Below are 19,225 nucleotides of genomic sequence, written 5' to 3'. Positions count from 1 at the left end.
ACCTGTATTCCGGCAGGCCGGCTCGAACCTCCTCGCCATCCGGCGTCACCACGACGACGCGCGGTCCCCGGGACGGGCCTCAGCCATGCCCGCAGCTAGCAGGTGGACGCTGTGAGGCGGTGGCCTGCTCTTGGGAGAGCGCGTCCCAGGCTGCCTGCTTCAGTTCCAGTCGGGCGGCTGGCGCCGTGCCGGGCAGGCTCGCCCAGTACGTATGGGTCGAGATCTGCACGGACAATTGAATCAATGCACGCCGCAAAACCGTTAGCTGCGCCTCGTGCTCCGCCCCCGCGAGCTGCTGATACACGCGGTACCAGTCGCGCTGGGCCTGCATGAGGTCGTCGGGGAAGGTGTGGACCATGGCCAGATTCAAGCATATGTTCGAATTGTGGGGCCATCGCTCGAACCGGTGATTCCGGCACTGCCACGACTGAGTGCTCGACTGGCTGGCTGAGACTCCAACCGGCCAGTAGCTCTCTGCTGAGCAGCGAGTCAGGGGCACAGCCGTCACCGGCGGATGCCACTGTCAGTGTGAGGGCCTTCACTCGGTCTAGGGTCCCTAGTGCGGGCGTCGCCGCCGTCATCTGTCGCCACGAGTGCAGCCAATCAATACGCTTGGTGGGCATGTGTGGTGAGGGCGGGCATGTGGCGGTGGAGTGCTATGGCGGCAGGGTGGGATACAGAGCGGCGTCTGACGGCCATTGGCCGTGTTGGCCTGTCAGTTCCAGCCCGCCAGGCGGTTGTCGATGGCCAGCTCCGACCCGGCGTCAGTGTCTTGGACTACGGCTGTGGCCGTGGCGACGACGTCCACGGCCTCCAGCAAATGCAGGTGAACGCCAAGGGCTGGGACCCTTACTTTTTCCCTGGCAACGCCCAGGAGGTGTCGGACGCTGTTCTGCTGACATACGTACTCAACGTGATCGAAGATCCGACTGAACGTCGCATGACGTTGGTCCGCGCATGGGGGCTCGCTCGCTCTGTCTTGGTCGTCGCGGCTCGATTGACTTGGGAACGGAGCAAGGTGCGCGGCGAGGAGTATGCGGACGGTGTGCTTACCAGCCGCCAGACTTTCCAGCACCTCTTTGGCACTGGAGAGTTGCGAGCCTTCGTAGAAGATGTCACAGGAGTCCGTTGTGTTTCGGCCGCTCCCGGAATTGTATATGCGTTCCGTGAGGACTCGTCGCGCATCGCATTCCTCGCGCGCAGGATCGTCCCTAATGTGGATTGGATGACCTCCGACGATACTGCCTCCGCCATCACTGCGGTTGTTGATTACACGGAGCGCCGTGGACGTTTGCCTCGCCTCGAAGAGATGCCGGACCCCTTGGCGGAGCTCCTGGGGCACCTAAGCGGTGCTGATCTCCAACGTCTGGTGCGGCGAACCGCTGCACCGGAGAAGGTGTCAGTTGGAGTCAACCGGACAACACTCAACACTCTGCTGTTTCTTGCGGTTGAGCTGTTCAACGGCCGGGGCCCCTTCGGTAGCTTGCCGCTGTCTGTGCAGTTGGACATCCGCGCTTGCTTCTCCTCCTACGCAGAGGCATGCAAGCGCGCCGACCGCCTCATGCTCAAGCTCCGCGATGATGCCTACGTTCGCGGGGCCATGCGGGCCTCGAAGGCTGGCAAGCTCACGCCCACTGCCCTTTATGTTCATTTTCGCGCGGTGGAGCAAATTCCGACCGTACTTCGTTTGTATGAGCACTGCGCTGCCATCGCAGCCGGGCGGCCGACTGCCTGGAACGTCGTCAAACTCCGGCATCAGGGGAGGTCGGTGAGCTGGCTGGACTACCCGGAGTTTGACCGCGATCCGCACCCGAAGCTAGCGACGTCATACGCGGTGGAGATGAAGAGCCTAGAAACCACGCACACCTCCTATACGGACTCTACGAACCGCCCCCTGTTGCACCGAAAGCACGAGTTTCTGGCGGCTGACGACCCGGACGTACCCAAGTACCGGCGGCTCACTGAAGCCGAGGTGCGTGCAGGACTGTATGAGCGGCCGCACCTCATTGGGACCGAGCGAGGTTGGGAGGCCGAGCTGGTCCGTTGCGGTCGGGAATTGCGCGGGCACCGCTTGGTGCGCCGCAACGCGCAAGAGCCGGTGCGCCAGCCCGAGGATCAGTCTTGAAGTGATCGGACAACCGTTGCAATTTGCTGCATGTCCAGATTGTCAGCTTGAGAGGGGAACCAGGACAGGCGCAGGCCATTCGCTGCGACCTTCTCCGGCAGTCCCATAGCGGTGAGGACGTGACTCGGAGTGTAGGAGGCGCTGGTGCATGCCGAGCCCGTCGCAACCGCGGCGATATCCCTAAGCCTCACAATGAGGGCTTCCGCATCCACACCCTCGAAGGACACATTGAGGATGTGAGGCACGCTGTGGTCTGGGTCACCGTTGAGGTGGTACCGAGTTCCGGATAGAGCCGCAAGGATTTCCTCGCGCACCTTCTGCGCCCCTGCAACCCACTGGTCGCGTTCCGTTCGGAAGATCTCCTCCGCCTTGGCCAGTCCGACCACCAGGGGAACCGGCAGCGTGCCCGGGCGAAGCTTCCGCTCCTGTCCGCCGCCGAACATGATCGGCTGCAGGGGGATCCGGTCCCAGCCACGGCGACGGATAAGCAACGCGCCCACACCCTTGGGCGCCCCAATCTTGTGTCCGCTGATGCTGATCATGTCGATCGGGGCGGTCAAGTCGTCTGGCAGTTTTGCGAATCCCTGGGCGGCGTCGACGTGCAGGTAGGTGGCCGATTCCCGGAGATGCCTTGCGAGTTCGGCAACGGGCTGGACGACCCCGGTCTCGTTGTTGACGTGCATCAGAGAGACCAGGAGCGTATCTGGGCGCAGTAGCTCCTTGACGGCTTCCGTGTGGATCCTGCCGCGGCAGTCGGGCTTGATGAAGTCCACCTCGAAGCCCCGCGTCTGCAGGTGTTCTAGCGGCTCGATGACCGCCTTGTGCTCGATCGCTGAACTGATGATGTGTCGGCGCCCCACCTCCTGGCCGTGAGTCGCGAGCCCAAGCAGGGCGATGTTATTGCTCTCGGTGGCGCCACTGGTGAAGATCAACTCATCGGCTCGGGCTCCGAGTTGGGCAGCGAGCTGCTCACGCGCTCGCTGAACAGCCTTCTTGGCCCGGTTGCCATAATCGTGTGTCCGGCTGCCCGCGTTGCCGAACTCCTCCGTCATCCAGTGCAACACGACCTCCGCGACGCGCTCGTCGACACGTGTAGTGGCAGCTGCATCTAGGTACGTCGCTGGCATCCCTCAGCCCTCTCCCCGCATTTAACGTCGGTACGTCTCTCAGATAACGTACTGCTGCTACGATACCGCTGTCGTTGAGGGAGAAGGTGCGCCTGTGGCGGGCGAGGCAACATCAGTTGGGTTCGAGTACGTCTTCCCTGCCATTCGGGGGGTTCAGGCAGGACGTGAGTACTTTGTCTCGATGTGTCCCCTGAGACTGATCCCTAGGATCTTCCTGTTTGACGAGGACGAGATTGCCCCCGAGGTGCGGGCCCAGCGAGTGCTGAACAAGGGAAGACTACCGGCTCTAGCCAGGTATATTCTGGACAACCCGGACGACTACGTCTTCAGTGCCCTCACCGCGTCCATCGACGGCGACGTTACGTTCGAGAGCATCGGCGATCAGGGCGCAGGTATGCGCGCCGGGCAGATCCGTGTTCCGATGGCAGCCCGCTTCCTGATCAACGACGGGCAGCACCGCCGCGCCGCCATTGAGCTCGCGCTGAAGGACAACCCCGACCTCGGGGACGAGACCATCGCGGTCGTCTTCTTCCACGATGCCGGGCTCGCGCGCTCGCAGCAGATGTTCGCTGATCTCAACCGGCACGCGGTGCGTCCTTCGCGCTCCATCGGCGTGTTGTACGACCACCGCGACGACCTAGCCGGGCTTACCCGACTTCTTGCTCTCAAGTCACCTGTTTTCAAACAGCACGTTGAGATGGCCAGCAGCACCCTGTCCGCGCGTTCCAGCAAACTCTTCACTTTGAGCGCCCTTCACTCGGCCAACCAGTCACTCCTGCAGGGACTCAAGCTGAAGAAGAAGGCAGCCGAAGAGGTGGCCCAGGTGTTCTGGGAGCGGATTGACACCCTGGTCCCTGAGTGGCAGATGGTCCGTAACCGCGCGATGACCGCTGCTGACGTACGCCGCGACTACATCCACAGCCATGGCATCGCCTTGCACGCACTCGGCCGCATCGGGAACACCCTGCTTCGCGAATCAGTTGATCCGCAGAAGTGGGCTCCGCGCCTTGACCCTCTGTCCAAGGTTGACTGGGCGAGGTCCAACCCTGCCTGGGAAGGCCGGGCGATCATCGGTGGCAAGGTATCCAAGAGCCACACCCAGGTGACCCTTACCGTGAACTACCTGCGGCACGCACTCGGCCTCCCGCTCAGCCCGGAGGAGCAGCGCGCCGAAGACGCATACCAGCGAGGAGAGGCATGAGTACCGCGACACGAGGTACCTCGGCGTTCGAGGGCAGCAGTCTCAAGGAAGTCGTCGCCAAGCTCACGGCCGAGATCCGCGAGCTCTACACCGCGGACGAGGTTCCCTGGGTGGTGGGTTACAGCGGCGGCAAGGACTCGACGGCCGTCCTGCAACTAGTGTGGCTCGCGCTGAATGAGCTGCCACAGGAGCAACGCACGAAGCCTGTATACGTAATTTCTACCGACACGCTCGTCGAAAACCCCATCGTTGCCTCGTGGGTGACTCAGTCGTTGGAGACGATGCGCCAGGCCGCCGTCGGGCAACATCTGCCCATCGAGCCAAACAGGCTGACACCAGAGGTCAAGGACACCTTCTGGGTCGGGTTGATCGGCCGAGGCTACCCAGCCCCGCGCCCCAAGTTCCGCTGGTGCACCGAGCGGATGAAGATCAAGCCATCCAACAAGTTCATCCGCAGCGTTGTGCGTCGGCATGGCGAAGCGATCCTCGTGCTGGGAATTCGCAAGCAGGAGAGCCAAATTCGGGCCAAGACGATGGCGAAGCACGAAAAGCGACGGGTGCGTGACCGGCTTTCACCGAACGCCAACCTGCCAAACTCACTTGTCTACAGCCCAATCGAGGACTGGTCCAGCGATGAGGTGTGGACCTTCCTGATGCAACAGGAGAATCCTTGGGGCTACTCCAACAAGGACCTGCTGACCATGTATCAGTCTGCGTCCGAGGACTCGGAGTGCCCGCTTGTCGTAGACGACACCACGCCTTCATGCGGCGACAGCCGCTTCGGCTGCTGGACCTGCACGCTGGTCGAGCAGGACAAGTCGATGGCTGCAATGATCCAGAACGACGAAGAGAAGGAGTGGATGCAGCCGCTCCTAGACCTCCGCAATAAGTTGGACGTGGCCGACGACACACATCTGCGGGACTTCCGCAAGATGAACGGCAAGATCCAGATCTTCGGCCAGGACAACAGGCTGGTCCACGGCCCCTATACCCAGCAATCCAGGGAAACTTGGCTGCGCGAGCTGCTGAAGGCGCAGACCTGGGTCCGTCGGCACGCCCCCGAACACGTCCGCGGCATCGAGCTGATCACCATGCCCGAGCTGCACGAGATCCGCCGAATCTGGGTCTTCGACAAGCACGAGGTCGAAGATTCACTTCCACGCATTTTCAAGGAAGAGACAGGGGAGGACTTCCCCGGCAGGCCCTTGGATGAGCATCTGGCGCTCGGAGCAGACGAGATCGACCTGCTACGCGAAGCATGCGAGGGCGATGAACTGCTCTTCACGACCGCTCGGGAGCTCCTGGGCGTGGAGCGCAAGTTCCGTACCATGACGCGGCGAGCAGGACTGTTCGACGCTCTGGAGGACACCATCAAACGAGGCTTCTTCGACAACAAGGAAGACGCCTACGCCTACGCCGTGCGCAAGAAGCAGCTGCGCGACCAGATCCCCGGGCAGCTGCCCCTGACCAAGGACGACGAGAACGCCGATGCTTCTGCACCACATCACGCTTGAGGACTTCGGGGCCTACCGAGGCAAGCAGAGTCTCGACCTGACCACCAAGCCCGGCAAGCCAATCGTGCTTATCGGCGGGCTCAATGGCTGCGGCAAGACGACACTGCTGGACGCCATCCAGCTCGTCTTGTACGGGCCCCGAGCTCGATGCAGTAGCCGAGGCACGCGCTCGTACGAGACCTTCCTGCGCGAGTCGATCAACCGCCAGGCAGACCCCAAACACGGCGCCTCCATCACCCTGGAGTTCTCCGTAACCGACGAGGGCGAAGAACGCGTCTACAAACTGACCCGAAACTGGTCAGTCAACGGCAAGTCCCTGCACGAGTACGTCAACGTTAAGGTCGACGACGAGTGGCAGAAGTCGATCAGCGAGGGATGGGCCGACCACGTAGAAGACCTACTGCCGCTGGAGATTGGCTCTCTGTTCTTCTTCGATGGAGAAAAGGTCGAGTCCCTCGCCGACCCCGAGCGTGCCTCGGCCGTTATCGAGTCTGCCGTGCAGTCCCTGCTGGGCGTGAGGAGTGTGGAGCAGCTTCGCGCCGATCTGCAGACCCTGCAGCGGCGCAAAAAACTTACCGAAGCGGACCAAAGCGCGCTGACACGGATCCGCGAGTTGGAGGAACAGCTGGAGGCCATCCAGGACGACGTGGACGCCGCCAAGGATAGACAAGGCGAGCTGCAGTCGGTCGTAGATGACGCCAAGCGCACCCTAGAGAAGGCCGAGCACGACTTCGAGAAGAACGGAGGCGAATTCTTCACCAGGCGCACCGAACTGGAAGAACGCCAAGCCGTAATCACCGAACAGTTGGAGGCCACCGATGGGGCGCTGGTTAAGCTCGCCGGTGGTGCCCTCCCACTTCGGCTGGTGGCCGAGCAGATCACTGCACTCCACAAGCAGGCTGATATCGAGCAACAAGCAAACGCTGCAGCCCAAGTCCTCGACGTGCTCACCAGTCGAGACAAAGAGCTCATGGACCAGCTCGGTGAGGCCCTCTCAGAGCGTGAGCGTCAGCTCCTGCAGGAGCATCTTGAGGCCGACCGCCGCGGACGCGAGATGGCCGGCCAGGCAGAGCGCGTGCTGAACCTCACCGCGGAAGGCGCTGCACAGCTTGCTGCGATCGACTCCATCCTTGCGCTCGAAAAGCGGCGCGCCGAGGAACTACTCAAGCAGGCGGCGGAGCAAGCAGCAGCCTTGGAGGATCTCAAGGCCCAGCTCGAGAGCGTGCCTGACGCTGACTTGATCGCGAGAAGCCTGAAGAAGCGCGACGAGGCCAGGCAAGTCCTGCATCATGCCATGGCCGATTTGGACAGGGCTGATGCGGCGTATGAGACAAGCAAGAATCGACAGGCGGCGCTCGCCCAACAACTGAAGCGCGCTCACGAAGAGCGCGTCGAGACCCTAATGAGGGTGGAAGAGACCGAGCGGATCATCGACCACTGCGAGCGTCACCGTGCTGCTTTTGCCAGGTTCAAGGGCATGCTGTTGCAGCGGCAGATCGATCGCCTCGAAGTCGCTGTCCTCGATAGCTTCACCCGGCTGATGCGCAAGAGCGGGCTGGTGAAGGACCTCCGCATCGACACCGAAAGGTTCGCGCTCACTCTCATCGACGCGGAAGGTGAGGTGCTGGATCCTGGGCGCTTGAGCGCAGGTGAACGCCAGCTTCTTGCAGTGTCCCTGCTGTGGGGGCTTGCCCGTGTCGCCGGCAACTGGCTGCCCAGCGTCATCGACACCCCACTCGGACGCCTGGACAGCCGTCACCGTGAACACCTGGTCGACCGGTACTTCCCTCACGCCAGCCACCAGGTGCTCCTCCTCTCTACGGACGAGGAGATCGACAAGCACCTGCTTCAGCGCCTGAAGCCCTCGATTGCCCGCACCTACACCCTCGTCCATGACGACGCCAACTTCACCACCTCGGTCGAATCTGGCTACTGGTGGACGTCCGGAGCAGCGCATGTCGCTTGACAATATTCGACTCTCCCAGGCCGCACGTGACCAGCTAGTCCGGCTGAAGCGCACAACCGGCATCAAGCATTGGAACGTGCTCTGCCGCTGGGCCCTGACTGTTTCTCTCTCCGACCCGTCTACCCCCCTGGTCAAGGAGATCACCACCGACTCCAACGTGGAAATGGACTGGGATACCTTCGCCGGTACTCAGCACGGCCACGTTTACCTTGCTCTGCTCAAACAACGCTGCGCTGCGGATGGTCTGCCGCTGGACGAGAAATCGATCAGCCGCACTCTCACCATCCATCTGCATCGCGGCATCGGCTACTTGGCAGGCAACAAGGAGGTACGCACGATTCGCGAACTCGTGGACTCGGCAGTAACAGCTAAGTAGCCCCGATTAGTCGTAAATGGCCGGGCTCACGAGTGGCCCGGCCATTTACCACTTTTATACGGGGATTGAAATTGAGGCTGACGGTGAAGGCTTCCCGTGGCCGCACGCCTTGCTTGAAGTTGGCGTGCGGCCACGACGGATCATTCATCGTTAGGCAGTTCCCGCATGAAGGAATGGGTGAACTGCCCCCAGTAGCTTCGGAGATCTTCGTATTTTTCGGTTTTGGGGTCCATATTCTCGGCCTTCGCGTAAGCCAGGATCAGGATGTCGAGGGCCGTCTCCGTTTTGCGGATTAGCCTGACGAGTTCGTCAACGTCCGCACCATTGGTGCCCCCGTCGGCGACTTCCTTGAGTCGAAGATAGATGTCCTGCATGAAAGGGTGCCTATGGTTTAGGCGGATGATCGCCTTACCGTTTAGGTGATCAATCTCAAACATCTCTTTTCCCGGCCAGGCGCCGTCGACTAGCGTGAAGGGATTCTGCTGAATTTGCTCGCGGACTTGTTCCGCCTGCTCGCGGTCGTCAGCCATGCCGAGGTCGTGGAGCAGTTCCTGCACAATCTGCTCGGTGTCTTCATCGGTGAGGTTCTTGCCTGCCTGCCCCATTGGTGCGGTTTTGTTGGCGCGTGTTGCGGCGTTCGTCGCCTCTGTATGTTGTCGATCATTTTCTCGTTCTCTCGTTTTGACGCTCCCCCAATGCGCACGAATCTCCTTTCGTGCAACCCTCACTGGACGGTCAAGCCAGAGGCGGAGCTCGCTTCGAAGCTTGTCGACCGGAACGGCGCCGCGCTTGACGTTGCGGACCTGGAAGAATTCATCCAACTCGGCCGGAAATGTGACCTCGATACCGATGTAGCGATCGATCTTGTCGATACCGGATGGAAGCAGTCGAGGGACAATGTCGTAGTTGATCTCGCGGCCGTTCCGCACCATGCTGATCTTCCCGGCGCTGTCGGGGATCTGGTAGCTGTCGATGTCCCTACCGTAGCGGTCCTTATGGCCGCCTTCTCCTTCTCGCCAGCGAAACTCGCGTGGCGCGGTCGTGACGGTGACGTGGATAGAGTGCCCATTGGTGATGTGGATGTCGTCCTCCTCGATAATTCGGCCGCGTACTGTGCCATCAGGGTAATCCTTAAGAATACGCGGGTTGTCCAGGAGGAACAGTGGATCAAGGAGGGTGATCGTTGTCGTGTTGAGCTTAATCGTCAACCCTTGATCCAGGAACTTTCGATACGTGCGGGAGATGAAGGTGCGGAGATCTGTGAGCTTCTGGCTGAGGCTGGTGCCGTAGTGACCGCCATCGGTTAGGCGATCAATCTTTCCATAGACAACCAGCGTGCCTGAATCGAATGAATTCATCACCTCCGAGTAGGGAGATGGCCAGGAATCCACTTTGCGTGCTTCGATGTGTGTCTGCTGTCCGGCTGCGATCTCCTCGATATCGAGGTAGGCGTGCCCGATAGCATCATCGCCGACCTGCTTGGTGTAGACGTCAATGCGCCGTCCAAGACTGAGTCCGGCCAGCTTCATGCCCACTCCGAAGCGACCCAGGCTTCCTCGCTGTCCATATCGGGTGCTGTAGCCCATCGATAGTACTCGGGCGAGGATTTCTCCTTTGATTCCCCGGCCATTGTCGAGGATGGCGATCTCATTAATTCTACTCTTCTTGGGGGCGAAACTGGGCAGGACCTGAATGATGGTCGCACCAGCCTCGATTGAGTTGTCGATGGGTTCACCGATTGCCGCGGTCAGGTCGAATCCTGAATCCCGCATCGCCTCCAATGCAGTGTCGATCTTGATGATGTCCGCGTGGGACGTCCAACCCGTCGTGTTCGTGCTGGGCGCAGGGGGATGGAACAGCGGTTCGGCGTTCATCTTTTTTCCTTCGCATCTTGGGGTGATCTGAGCACGGGCATGCTGAGTCGGTGCTGGCGTGTAGCTTGCAGAGTGGACCAGCAAAAGGGGCATACCGTCTGGGTGAAGTCGGGACGGTCGGGGTGGCGGATGTTGGTCAGTTGGCGGCGCAGAGCATGGAATAGGCTGCACTCGCCCGCGAAAGCTTGCTCAGGGGAGGCGTGTACGTCGTACGTGAAGTACTCACCGCGCGCCGTCCCGCAGTGGTGGAGTAGCCGACGCCGTATACATGTGTCACTCCGTCCGATGTAGTTGGCTTTCCCTTGGATGTAGAGCACATACGTGCCGATGACTCTCGTTGGGATTAGGGCACGCACCACCCAGGGAGCGAGGCGATACAGCCGAGTCGTGCTCATGCCGCAGTCCCTTCGACTGCGTATGCGTTGCGAGCGCGCTTCCGGACGCGGGAGATGGACTCACGCATGCGTTGCAAGGGAACGTCTCGCCGAGATGCGAGAGCCTCGATCTGGTAGCCGCTCGCCAGTTCCTGCAGGAGGTGGCGCTGTGGTGTGCTGAGGGAGGGGGTAGTTCGGAGCCATTCGTAGATCTCGATCGCAGCGAACGACAGATCATCTTTCCCGGGCTCGTCCTGTGGCTGAACCTCACTCAGTTGAACCGACGGCACGAGCGCTCGACGCTGCCGAAGTACTGCTCCGGCGTGCGCTAAGGCACTGCGTACCTGGAAAGGCGCCGGGCTGCTGGAGTTTAGCCGGATGATCTCATCCTTTGCCCGGTCCACGCGGTCAAGAACAAACTGGTCGCCCGTCTTGTCGGCGTGACGGGTCAGCAGAACAAGGGCGCGCTGCGCCTGCTCCGTGAGCATGCTGGGTCTCCTGGTCTAACTGCGGCCCCCATGCGGTAGGACGCGGTTGAAGTGACGGAGGTGTGTTCTGTTGTGGCTCGATCGAGGCTAACCCAACCACCTTGCGGCGGTGGGGCGTTGCTCCAAAATTCCTTGCGCTAGGGGAGGGCGGCCTGGAGCCCCGAGGATTGCGCTCCTCTGCGCCATCGTGTGCTGTGCAGACTGCGAAGCACCAGCTTGCGGCGCAAAGTTGGGAGGTGAAGTGAGGTACCTCCGCGTCAACGAGCCCGCGCGTGAGTCAGCTCAGCAAGCGCGCAAGCGGTCCGCGCAGCGCCGAGTCTCACCTAGCTGGGTGCCCTGTTGTCGATCACGATGCTCGTGCCGTAACAGGGCACGCTGGCACTGCGACATCGTATGCTCGCGAGGTGATCCCGCCGGGTGCCCCTGAACGTGAGCACAGTCCATCAGAAGGAACGGAAATGTCCCTAGCGTCCGCCTTAGCTCGTCTCGCGGCTCATGCGGCAGCGCAAGGTGGACGAACGACGCTTGGTGAGCTTCTGGCAGAGGCTGACCAACTTCCTCCCGATCTTGACCGACTCGCGTCGCGGGTTCTTCGGGCACGTCCCAGTCGAGGAGGTTGGGTGCTGGCGGATGAGGAGCCGATGGTTCCTGTGGCGCTGTCTGCCTCTCTGGCGGATCGAGTGGTAGCCGTGCTGGCTGTGGAGGGGTGTCTCACAGAAGAAGAGATCTTGCAGCGCATTCCTGAAGTAGGGGATGCGAAGAACATTCGTCGCATGCTCCTTTGCGACAACAGGACTGCTATGACGGACGTCAATAGCTGGACTCTTGTCAAGGAGGAGCCGGGCCAGGGCCAAGAACTTCAGCTATTTGAAATGCCATCACCGGTAGGCTCCTGCTCGCGGCCGAATGGGAGACGCCGTAGGTCATTGAAGGCGCGCGCGGAGATATGCCTGCTGCAAGCTGGCCATCCAATGTCCCTTCAAGAACTTGCCGACCGGATGGGAGGGGACATCAACGTTGATTCTCTGAAAGCCCAACTGTCCGCGGATGACTCTTTTATGCGCAGCGATATATGTGAGTGGGCTCTCACACGCTGGGGGATGCGGCGCTACACATCCGTCAAGGAACTCGTGACTGAAGAGGTAGATCGCGCAGGAGGGTCTATCTCGTTGGCTGACCTGGAGCGAAACCTCACCCGGGACTTCACTATCAACCTGGCCACTCTTCGACAGGTGTCCTCCACGGCGCCATTCACAACGAACGCTGGCGTTGTCCGACGGGGGAACGGTGCCCGGATCATGCGGGATGAGCACCTGCCTGCCGTTCAGCTTCACCGTGTGGATAGTGAGGAAGCTGCCGAGGCGGGTGTAAGTGGTGCCTCGACGGATGAGATTATCGAGCTGATGGGGCTGCGATGACACCTGCGGCTCGTGCGTTGCATATGACCAACCTTCACAGCGACTACCGCAGCGATCGCGCGGATCTAGTGAAGGACTTCTATGTTCCCGCTCTGGCGGCGTCGACGCAATATGACCGCGCAGTCGGGTACTTCAGTGCCTCCGTACTTGCGGTTCTTGGCCAGGGGCTGGATGATTTCGCTTCCCGTGGCGGACAACTTCGTATCGTTGCCTCGCCTCAACTCAACCAGGAGGATGTCACCCAGATCCAAGCAGGGTACGCACTGCGCGCCGTATTGGAGCGTGCCGCGCTCCGCAATCTCAAGGAGGCTTGCCAGGATCCCGTTGCGGCACATGGGCTGGGTCAGCTTGGCGCGCTCGTCGCCGAGGGGCGTTTGGACATCAAGCTGGCGTACGTCTCAGCTGACGACCGCGTCGGCATGTATCACGAGAAGATCGGCGTGTTCCGCGACAGCCGTGACTTGGTCGCGTTCAAAGGCAGTGCCAATGAGACCCTGCCGGGGCTCGCTGGCAACTTCGAGTCCGTCGAAGTCTTCCGTAGCTGGCACTCCGGTGACAGCGAACGGGCAGTCCGCATCAGTCGGGACTTCGAAGACCTGTGGCAAGACCAGACTCCATTGCTACGCGTTTTCGACTTCACCGATGCCGCCCGGCCTCTCATCGAGGAATATGCGCGGAGAGCGAAGAGCAAGACCGTCACGCAGGTGCCGCCTGGTGACGGCACGGTCATCACACTGCCGCGACCCGACACTGACGGCATCCTCGCCATCCCTGCGGACTTGCAGGTGCGTGACTACCAGAAGCAGGCAGTACAGCGCTGGTTCACCAATGGCCTTCGCGGCATCCTGCGCATGGCCACGGGAATTGGCAAGACGCTAACCGCGCTGTCTGCGGCGGCTCAGCTTGCGAAACGACTCAAGCAGCAAGCCGAACTTCCCCTGCTGACTGTCATCGTGGTTCCGTATCAGCACTTGGTCGACCAGTGGGTCGACGACGTCGAGCGGTTTGGCATCACTGCCATCCGTGCCTACGAGTCCACGGACGCGTGGTACCGCAGAGCCTCCTACCTCCTGGATGCGCTCACCCTCGGCACCGCTCGCGGGGGAGTCATCGTAACCACCAACGCGACCTTTGGCAGGGATATCCTCCAGCCCCTACTGGCCCGATACCGGGGGCATTTCCTACTCATCGGCGACGAGGTGCACAACCTGGGAGCCCGACGCCTACGCAGCCAGCTGCCCGGCGCCGCTGCCTATCGGCTTGGGCTGTCGGCCACACCGGAGCGCTGGTTTGACGACGACGGCACCGCCGCCCTTCAGGGGTACTTCGGTGACGTTATCTTCGAGATGGGCATCGCGGATGCCATCCGGGTCGGCGCGCTGTGCCGCTACACCTACACCCCGGTACTGGTAGAACTGGATGCCGAAGAGACCGAGCTGTACGCCGAGGTCACCGAGAAGATCGCCAAGGTGCTCGCCACGCAGCAGTTCAGCGACGACGCCGACGACGACAGCCCCCTGGGCAGACTGCTGCGAAAACGTGCCAACATCCTGGGACACGCGCGCGCCAAGCTCCCCGCGCTGCGGCGGGAGATCGTCAAGCGCGAGAACGATTGGTTCCAACTCCTGTACTGCGCGGAGGGCAGACACCCCCTCGCAGACGGGATCCACGGAGAACTCGACGAGCTGACCCAGCTTGACCAGGCACTGCACATGGTCGGTCGCGAACTTCGCATGCCCGCTGCCAAGTACGTTTCCGAAACGCCACGCGAGCAGCGCCGCGCGATCCTGCGCCGCTTCAGCACAGGGAATGATCTCCAGGTCCTGCTGTCCATGCGCTGCCTGGACGAAGGGGTGGATGTGCCGGCTGCCCGCACCGCTTACCTCGTAGCCAGCTCGTCCAACCCTCGTCAGTTCATCCAGCGCCGCGGACGCGTACTGCGCCGCGCACCTGGCAAGGACATGGCCGACATCGTCGACTTCATCGTCGTCCCTCCAGACGGTATGGAGCTATTGCACCGCGAGACCGAGCGCCGAATGGTGGCCCGCGAGCTCGCCCGAGTCACCGAGTTCGCCTGCCTCGCGGAGAACGAGGCTGCCACCCTAGACATCCTGCGCCCGCTGCGGCAGCGCTACGGGCTCATGGACGCTTGATCATTGAGATGATCCGAGGAACGAGTGAGCAAGGAGGGGGCCGTGAACGCTCAGGAGACCGCGAAGGAGATCCTGAACAGCTTGTCGCCGGAAGCCCGCATACTGGCCAAACGTGTGCTGGAGTTGGAGCGTGAGTTCCTGCACGTGAAGAACCCGACCCTACTCACCCCCAAGATCATCGAAGCGGTCAAGGAGCTCGCCAAGTGAAGCTGCTTAAGTTGACCGTCGACAACTTCCGTGTCTTCCACGGTCGGCATGTGCTGAGGCTTGACGTCACCGACGGCAAGCCAGCTGTCTTGATCTTTGGCATGAACGGCGCGGGCAAGACGACCCTGCTCAACGCCTTCACCTGGGCTCTGTACGGGACCTTTACCAGTGACGTCGAGCACCAGGAACGGATCATCAACGATCGCGCATGGGCGGATGCGGCATTCGGCGCCTCCGTGCACGCAGGGGTCAAGCTTGAGTTCGAGCACGAGGGGGTGCTGGTCACAGTTCTACGGGAGGTTCGCGCGATCAAGGATTCCGAGGGGCAGGACCTGCCCCGTCCGACGCTAACGGTGACCGAGACGCGCCACGGCGAGAGCTCAGAGGTTAAGAACGGCCAGGACCGGATCGAGAAGATCCTCCCCGAGGGGCTCCGTCGCTTCTTCTTCTTCAACGGCGAACGCATGGAGAGGATGTTCACCGGTGACGGCACCGGCGACGTCCAGGACGCAATCAAGACCCTCATGGGTCTGGAGATGATCGAGCGAGCCATCGATGTCCACTTGCCTGCGGCATCTCGCAAGCTCACTGCTGCTGCCAAGAAGCTCGGTGGCGGGCGCCTTCAGCAGATTGCCGATACGCAGGATCAGCTCGAACAGCAGAAGCTGGCCATCGACCGCGAACTACTCAAGCTCTCCGCGGACGTCTCCGCCTACCAGCGGGAGGTCGAAGCAGCCGAAAAGGCCCTTCTCGAGAACGGCCAAGCCGCTCCGCTGCAGAAGCGCCGGGTGCGGTTGGCCAAGGAGCTAGAGCAGGAGAAGAACCGCTACCAGGAGCTACAGGACAAGCAGCGACGGGTGCTGGCGGAGCGGGGCTTCATCGCCTTCACCGCAGGCATCGACCAGGCCGTGATCGACCTCGCTGAGGGCATGAGGAGGCGTCAGGAGCTCCCTTCCGGCATCCAGCGCGACTACATCACCGGGCTCTTGGAGGACGGGTACTGCATGTGCGGAACCCCCGTTCCTGCCGGATCGCCCGCCCATACGGCCTTGCTGGAACGTCTGGAGAATGCCGGACTGGCGGACGTCCAGGCGCGATGGATGAACCTACGCGGCAACGCAGCCCGGCTCATCGACGCACGCAAGGCTCTTTTGGACGAACTTCGTGAGATCAGCGCCGAACTTCAGGCCATCGAAGCCAAGATCAACGACCTCGATGCTGAGGAGAGTGACATCGCCCGCCAGTTGAAGGGTGTCGACGTCGTCGACGTCCAGAAACTGGAAGACCGGCGTAAGGAGTTCGACGACAAGCGCATCGAAGCCCTCGGCGCTCACCGCGACGCTAAGCGGGGCAAGGAGCACTTGGACGAAGAGATCACCCGGCTGCGCCGACAGTTCCATGCCGCTAAGGTCGAAGATACCGAGGCGCAGAACCTTCAGCGGCAGGTGGCTCTCGTGGACGAGGTCCTGGAGGCGTTCCGCCGCATCCTCGAAGTACGCACCGCCGAGGTGCGCCAGCAGCTCGACGCCAAGGTCAAAGGCGTCTTCTCCCGGATCTGCATCAAGCCGTTCACCCCGGAGCTCACTCCTAACTTCGAGCTCAAACTCCACGCGACCACCGCAGGACCCGCCGCGATCCGGAGCACCGGAGAGAACCAGATCCTTGGCCTGTCATTCGTCGGCGCGGTCTCCGAGATGGCCAAGGAGATCCACAACCGTAAGCAAAAGACCGATGAGGCCAACCTTGACGAGGGCGGCATCTATCCCGTCGTCATGGATGCCCCGTTCGGCAACCTTGACATCGAGTACCAGGACCAGGTCGCCGAATCCCTGCCGCAACTGACCTCGCAGATCGTGACCCTGCTCTCTCAGTCCCAGGCGCGGGGGCGCGTCCTGGAGCATCTCCAGACGGCAGCCTCCCGTATCTACGTCCTGCGGTCAGTCACCTCCAAGGAAGGTGCCAAGGAGCAGAACATCACCATCAACGATCGTGCCGTTCCGTATGTGAGCCGAGGCGACTTCGAACACACCGTCCTGGAAGAGGTGACCGTCTGATGGCCGAAGAGCGGTTTCGGCGCCCAGCCGACCACGAAGAGCTCTTGGCTGCCCTCGCAGGCAAGAGCGGCCCATTCACAGCCATGTACGAGGCGATGATGTTCGCCGCCGCCCTTGGCAAGCAAAAGGGGCGGCGGGAGCCCTTCGACAAGTCGGGGGAACCCATCAACCTCTCTCGTGTGGAGAACCGCTCGTTCGGCGACGTGCTCCTGGACTTGCTCGCTGCGTCCGAGAAGCCGGAGGATGCCAAGATTCTCGCAGATGACCGACTCAAGGAACGCGTTCAGATTTTCGAGGAGTACGCCAACTGCGGCCTGAATTACATCCAAGGCCAGCTGAACGCCAGTGGAGGGCGTGACCTGACGGGCATTCTCAGTTCACTAGTCATGGAGGCACTCACAGCACCGCAGGGTGACGAGGCAGACGTGGCGACCGAGATCCTCACCACGGGCGACCTTGACTGGTAGAGGCGCAGTTTTACATTGACGTAGCACCGGTGGTAGGGGGAGTCACGGCCTCTCCCCCTACCGAGGCGGTCGATCAGCTGCCGTGTCGAGGCTCGCGACGCCTTCGGCTCCAGTCCCGTCCTGTGGCTGTTCGCTGATCAGTGGACACCAGGCTGATGGTCAGGTGCTTGCGGAGCTCCGGGACCAACTCGCGTTCATCGCGGAAAACCGGCTGGACAACTGCCAATCGGCGGCTGGCGGCTGCGACGAGATGGTCGGGAACCTCCGGTGAAAAGAGCGCACTCCAGCCTGCGCCTGGCAGACCAGCGCTGAAGGCCCACCCTGTGTGAGGTCCCAACTCCCTTGTATCAGCATCGACTTCCGATCCATCGATCCAGCGTATACGCGCCAAGCTGTCCGGCGAGTTGAAGGTCAACTTGCCACCGTCGCGAACACCCTCTGCTCCTTCCGCTCCCCGGACTTCCTGAACCTTGTGCCAGCCTGCACGGATGAGCGCCGAGAGCACCCGGTCGAATTCTCGCTCGGGGCGTAGCGCATCTCGACCTCCGCCAACGAGGTCGTAGGCGAGCGCTTCTGCAAAATCGGCAACGATCTCACTGGGGGTGCCGTGAGAGAAGACGGCAGACCACTGGTACGGGTGTAGCGGCCCTGGGGCGATCCGGACAACCCACAAGGAGCTGTAAAGAGGATGCGTGGGCAGGTAGCCGATCCGTGCTCGACGGCAGGGGCTGTCTAGCACTACGTTCGCGATGCCTGTGGAGCCGACCGACCACCCGAGGTCATCCCGCAGAGGGAGGAGAACGCGCGCAGCCCCGCTGCGGTCCTCGCCTGCCAGATACACCGGTGAGACCTTGAGCTCCTTCGCTTGATCGATGTGCCGCACGGCAGCGGCACCGCGGAGATCTTTCGTCACGTTCCGTCCTTCCAGATACCGGCGGCATGTCCCGTGGGGTGAACCGCTCGGAGTGGATACAGCAGGCGACCAGGGGGCGCGCTCCCTTAACCGTCGCCTTGCTGACCTGGTCTTTTGCCGGCACCTGTACGTTGGCATGCTCTCGAGCAGTGTCTCCAGTCATGACCGTCTGCTGTGAGCGATGCCGAGAGGCGGGCCTCGTTCACCGGATCAGCGCCTACCACTCGAAGTGACTTGATCCCTGCGGTCCTACTGGGTCAGGCGGAGACGGGAGCGAGAACACTCGTGCAGGACGCCAACTACTCGGAGTGAACATGCAGTTCAGCAACGAGGAGTCGCCGTCTCATCCGGTACGGACGGTGGCATGGGCGCATACGGCGTTAGGACGGCGCATCGCTGTCCTGGTCAACGAGCCGATAGGGCAGATCGGTTACGCGGCGGCCAGTCTGCCCGATGGGCCGGAAGAGACGTGGGAGATCCACGTTCGCTACCCACGGGTGGAGGAAGACCATCTGGCACCCGTCGTCGGTACGACCGGGAGTAACGATGGCGGACCTGCTGAACGACGCGATCGCTTCCTTCCCTCAAGCCCCTCACCTGGTGACGGAGGCTGATGTGGAGGAGTGGCTGACCGCCCAGGCGACCCGCCCCTCGTGGCGGTCGAAGTCGTGCCCGAGACCCTGCTGATTGACGGCAGCCGGAGGGCGGGGCAGCCGTCATTGCCGTGGGCGAGTCCCTCGGGCTGTTCGCCTTGCCTGGGCTTGAACAGCGCGACGCTGCCGTCCCCGAAGTGATACCGGAGGGCGGCAGCTTTTGACTGTGCGTTAGTAGATGGTGTCCATGTCGGAGGGGCCTCCGCTGGCACACGCCGCCATCGACCAGGATGGCATAGCTGCTGCCTGGGATCACCTGGACGTATGCGGGGCCGGTGCCGCTACTTGGGGGAAGGTGAAGGCGGCCGCACGAAC

At 61.9% G+C, this 19,225-nt stretch carries 15 protein-coding genes; 10 read left to right on the top strand and 5 right to left on the bottom strand.

Features of this window, described 5'->3' with window-relative positions; translation table 11 throughout:
* Positions 1 to 79: 79 nt before the first annotated feature.
* Entirely contained in the window at positions 80 to 358 is a 279-nt protein-coding gene (locus O5O46_RS25925; protein WP_269857992.1) for a hypothetical protein, read from the bottom strand.
* Between the two features lie 282 nt (positions 359 to 640).
* Here O5O46_RS25925 and O5O46_RS25920 point away from each other — a divergent pair, with 282 nt between their 5' ends.
* On the top strand, positions 641 to 2,125 hold the full coding sequence (locus O5O46_RS25920) for a DNA phosphorothioation-associated putative methyltransferase (RefSeq protein ID WP_333482425.1): 1,485 nt from the start codon (positions 641 to 643) through the stop codon (positions 2,123 to 2,125).
* Here the strand turns inward: O5O46_RS25920 and dndA are convergent.
* The gene (gene dndA, locus O5O46_RS25915; protein WP_269857990.1) at positions 2,116 to 3,252 is read right to left on the bottom strand and encodes a cysteine desulfurase DndA; all 1,137 of its coding nucleotides are present in this window, start codon (positions 3,250 to 3,252) and stop codon (positions 2,116 to 2,118) included. The genes O5O46_RS25920 and dndA overlap by 10 nt on opposite strands.
* 94 nt (positions 3,253 to 3,346) lie before the next feature.
* On the opposite strand from dndA, the gene dndB reads away from it, so the two are divergent.
* Genes dndB through dndE form a run of 4 tightly spaced genes read left to right on the top strand, consistent with a single transcriptional unit; the run spans position 3,347 to position 8,309 of the window.
* A complete protein-coding gene (dndB, locus tag O5O46_RS25910; protein WP_269857989.1) occupies positions 3,347 to 4,453 on the top strand; it encodes a DNA sulfur modification protein DndB in 1,107 nt (368 codons plus the stop codon).
* Complete coding sequence (dndC, locus tag O5O46_RS25905; protein WP_269857988.1) at positions 4,450 to 5,967, top strand: DNA phosphorothioation system sulfurtransferase DndC; 1,518 nt, start codon at positions 4,450 to 4,452, stop codon at positions 5,965 to 5,967. Before dndB ends, dndC begins: the two co-directional genes overlap by 4 nt.
* Positions 5,942 to 7,933: a DNA sulfur modification protein DndD gene (gene dndD / locus O5O46_RS25900; RefSeq protein WP_269857987.1), complete on the top strand. Its 1,992-nt coding sequence runs from the start codon at positions 5,942 to 5,944 to the stop codon at positions 7,931 to 7,933. Before dndC ends, dndD begins: the two co-directional genes overlap by 26 nt.
* Positions 7,923 to 8,309 (top strand): DNA sulfur modification protein DndE, encoded by a 387-nt coding sequence (gene dndE / locus O5O46_RS25895; protein WP_269857986.1) that lies wholly within the window; start codon positions 7,923 to 7,925, stop codon positions 8,307 to 8,309. Before dndD ends, dndE begins: the two co-directional genes overlap by 11 nt.
* Before the next feature lie 140 nt (positions 8,310 to 8,449).
* On the opposite strand, the gene O5O46_RS25890 is transcribed toward dndE, so the two are convergent.
* Both O5O46_RS25890 and O5O46_RS25885 read right to left on the bottom strand, forming a co-directional pair.
* Positions 8,450 to 10,183 (bottom strand): ATP-binding protein, encoded by a 1,734-nt coding sequence (locus O5O46_RS25890; RefSeq protein ID WP_269857985.1) that lies wholly within the window; start codon positions 10,181 to 10,183, stop codon positions 8,450 to 8,452.
* 391 nt (positions 10,184 to 10,574) lie between these two features.
* Complete coding sequence (locus O5O46_RS25885) at positions 10,575 to 11,045, bottom strand: hypothetical protein (RefSeq protein WP_269857984.1); 471 nt, start codon at positions 11,043 to 11,045, stop codon at positions 10,575 to 10,577.
* A 620-nt stretch (positions 11,046 to 11,665) separates the two neighbouring features.
* On the opposite strand from O5O46_RS25885, the gene O5O46_RS25880 reads away from it, so the two are divergent.
* From O5O46_RS25880 to O5O46_RS25860, 5 genes are read left to right on the top strand one after another with little or no spacing between them, the layout of a single operon-like run.
* Positions 11,666 to 12,463 carry a hypothetical protein gene (locus O5O46_RS25880; protein ID WP_269857983.1) on the top strand — a complete coding sequence of 266 codons (798 nt, stop codon included), beginning with the start codon at positions 11,666 to 11,668 and terminating at the stop codon, positions 12,461 to 12,463.
* A gap of 23 nt (positions 12,464 to 12,486) precedes the next feature.
* Positions 12,487 to 14,616 carry a DEAD/DEAH box helicase family protein gene (locus O5O46_RS25875; protein ID WP_269857982.1) on the top strand — a complete coding sequence of 710 codons (2,130 nt, stop codon included), beginning with the start codon at positions 12,487 to 12,489 and terminating at the stop codon, positions 14,614 to 14,616.
* 42 nt (positions 14,617 to 14,658) lie between these two features.
* Positions 14,659 to 14,823, top strand: a complete 165-nt coding sequence (locus O5O46_RS25870; protein WP_269857981.1) for a hypothetical protein — start codon at positions 14,659 to 14,661, stop codon at positions 14,821 to 14,823.
* Positions 14,820 to 16,877 (top strand): AAA family ATPase, encoded by a 2,058-nt coding sequence (locus O5O46_RS25865; RefSeq protein WP_269857980.1) that lies wholly within the window; start codon positions 14,820 to 14,822, stop codon positions 16,875 to 16,877. The genes O5O46_RS25870 and O5O46_RS25865 overlap by 4 nt, the downstream gene beginning before the upstream one ends.
* Positions 16,877 to 17,344, top strand: coding sequence for a DNA phosphorothioation-associated protein 4 (locus O5O46_RS25860; protein ID WP_269857979.1), 468 nt, complete (start codon positions 16,877 to 16,879; stop codon positions 17,342 to 17,344). The genes O5O46_RS25865 and O5O46_RS25860 overlap by 1 nt, the downstream gene beginning before the upstream one ends.
* Positions 17,345 to 17,417: 73 nt before the next feature.
* Here the strand turns inward: O5O46_RS25860 and O5O46_RS25855 are convergent, their stop codons facing one another.
* Positions 17,418 to 18,257, bottom strand: coding sequence for a DUF317 domain-containing protein (locus tag O5O46_RS25855; RefSeq protein WP_269857978.1), 840 nt, complete (start codon positions 18,255 to 18,257; stop codon positions 17,418 to 17,420).
* Positions 18,258 to 19,225: the final 968 nt, after the last annotated feature.

The sequence above is a fragment of the Streptomyces sp. RPT161 genome, from assembly GCF_027533845.1.
Classification (GTDB): Bacteria; Actinomycetota; Actinomycetes; order Streptomycetales; family Streptomycetaceae; genus Streptantibioticus_A; species Streptantibioticus_A silvisoli_A.
This window is presented reverse-complemented; position numbering and strand designations above follow the sequence as displayed.

Coding starts and splice junctions, on each gene's coding strand:
- O5O46_RS25925 (WP_269857992.1), bottom strand. CDS start 358: ATGGTCCACACCTTCCCCGACGACCTCATGCAGGCCCAGCGCGACTGG.
- O5O46_RS25920 (WP_333482425.1), top strand. CDS start 641: ATGTGGCGGTGGAGTGCTATGGCGGCAGGGTGGGATACAGAGCGGCGT.
- dndA (WP_269857990.1), bottom strand. CDS start 3,252: ATGCCAGCGACGTACCTAGATGCAGCTGCCACTACACGTGTCGACGAG.
- dndC (WP_269857988.1), top strand. CDS start 4,450: ATGAGTACCGCGACACGAGGTACCTCGGCGTTCGAGGGCAGCAGTCTC.
- dndD (WP_269857987.1), top strand. CDS start 5,942: ATGCTTCTGCACCACATCACGCTTGAGGACTTCGGGGCCTACCGAGGC.
- dndE (WP_269857986.1), top strand. CDS start 7,923: ATGTCGCTTGACAATATTCGACTCTCCCAGGCCGCACGTGACCAGCTA.
- O5O46_RS25890 (WP_269857985.1), bottom strand. CDS start 10,183: ATGAACGCCGAACCGCTGTTCCATCCCCCTGCGCCCAGCACGAACACG.
- O5O46_RS25885 (WP_269857984.1), bottom strand. CDS start 11,045: ATGCTCACGGAGCAGGCGCAGCGCGCCCTTGTTCTGCTGACCCGTCAC.
- O5O46_RS25875 (WP_269857982.1), top strand. CDS start 12,487: ATGACCAACCTTCACAGCGACTACCGCAGCGATCGCGCGGATCTAGTG.
- O5O46_RS25860 (WP_269857979.1), top strand. CDS start 16,877: ATGGCCGAAGAGCGGTTTCGGCGCCCAGCCGACCACGAAGAGCTCTTG.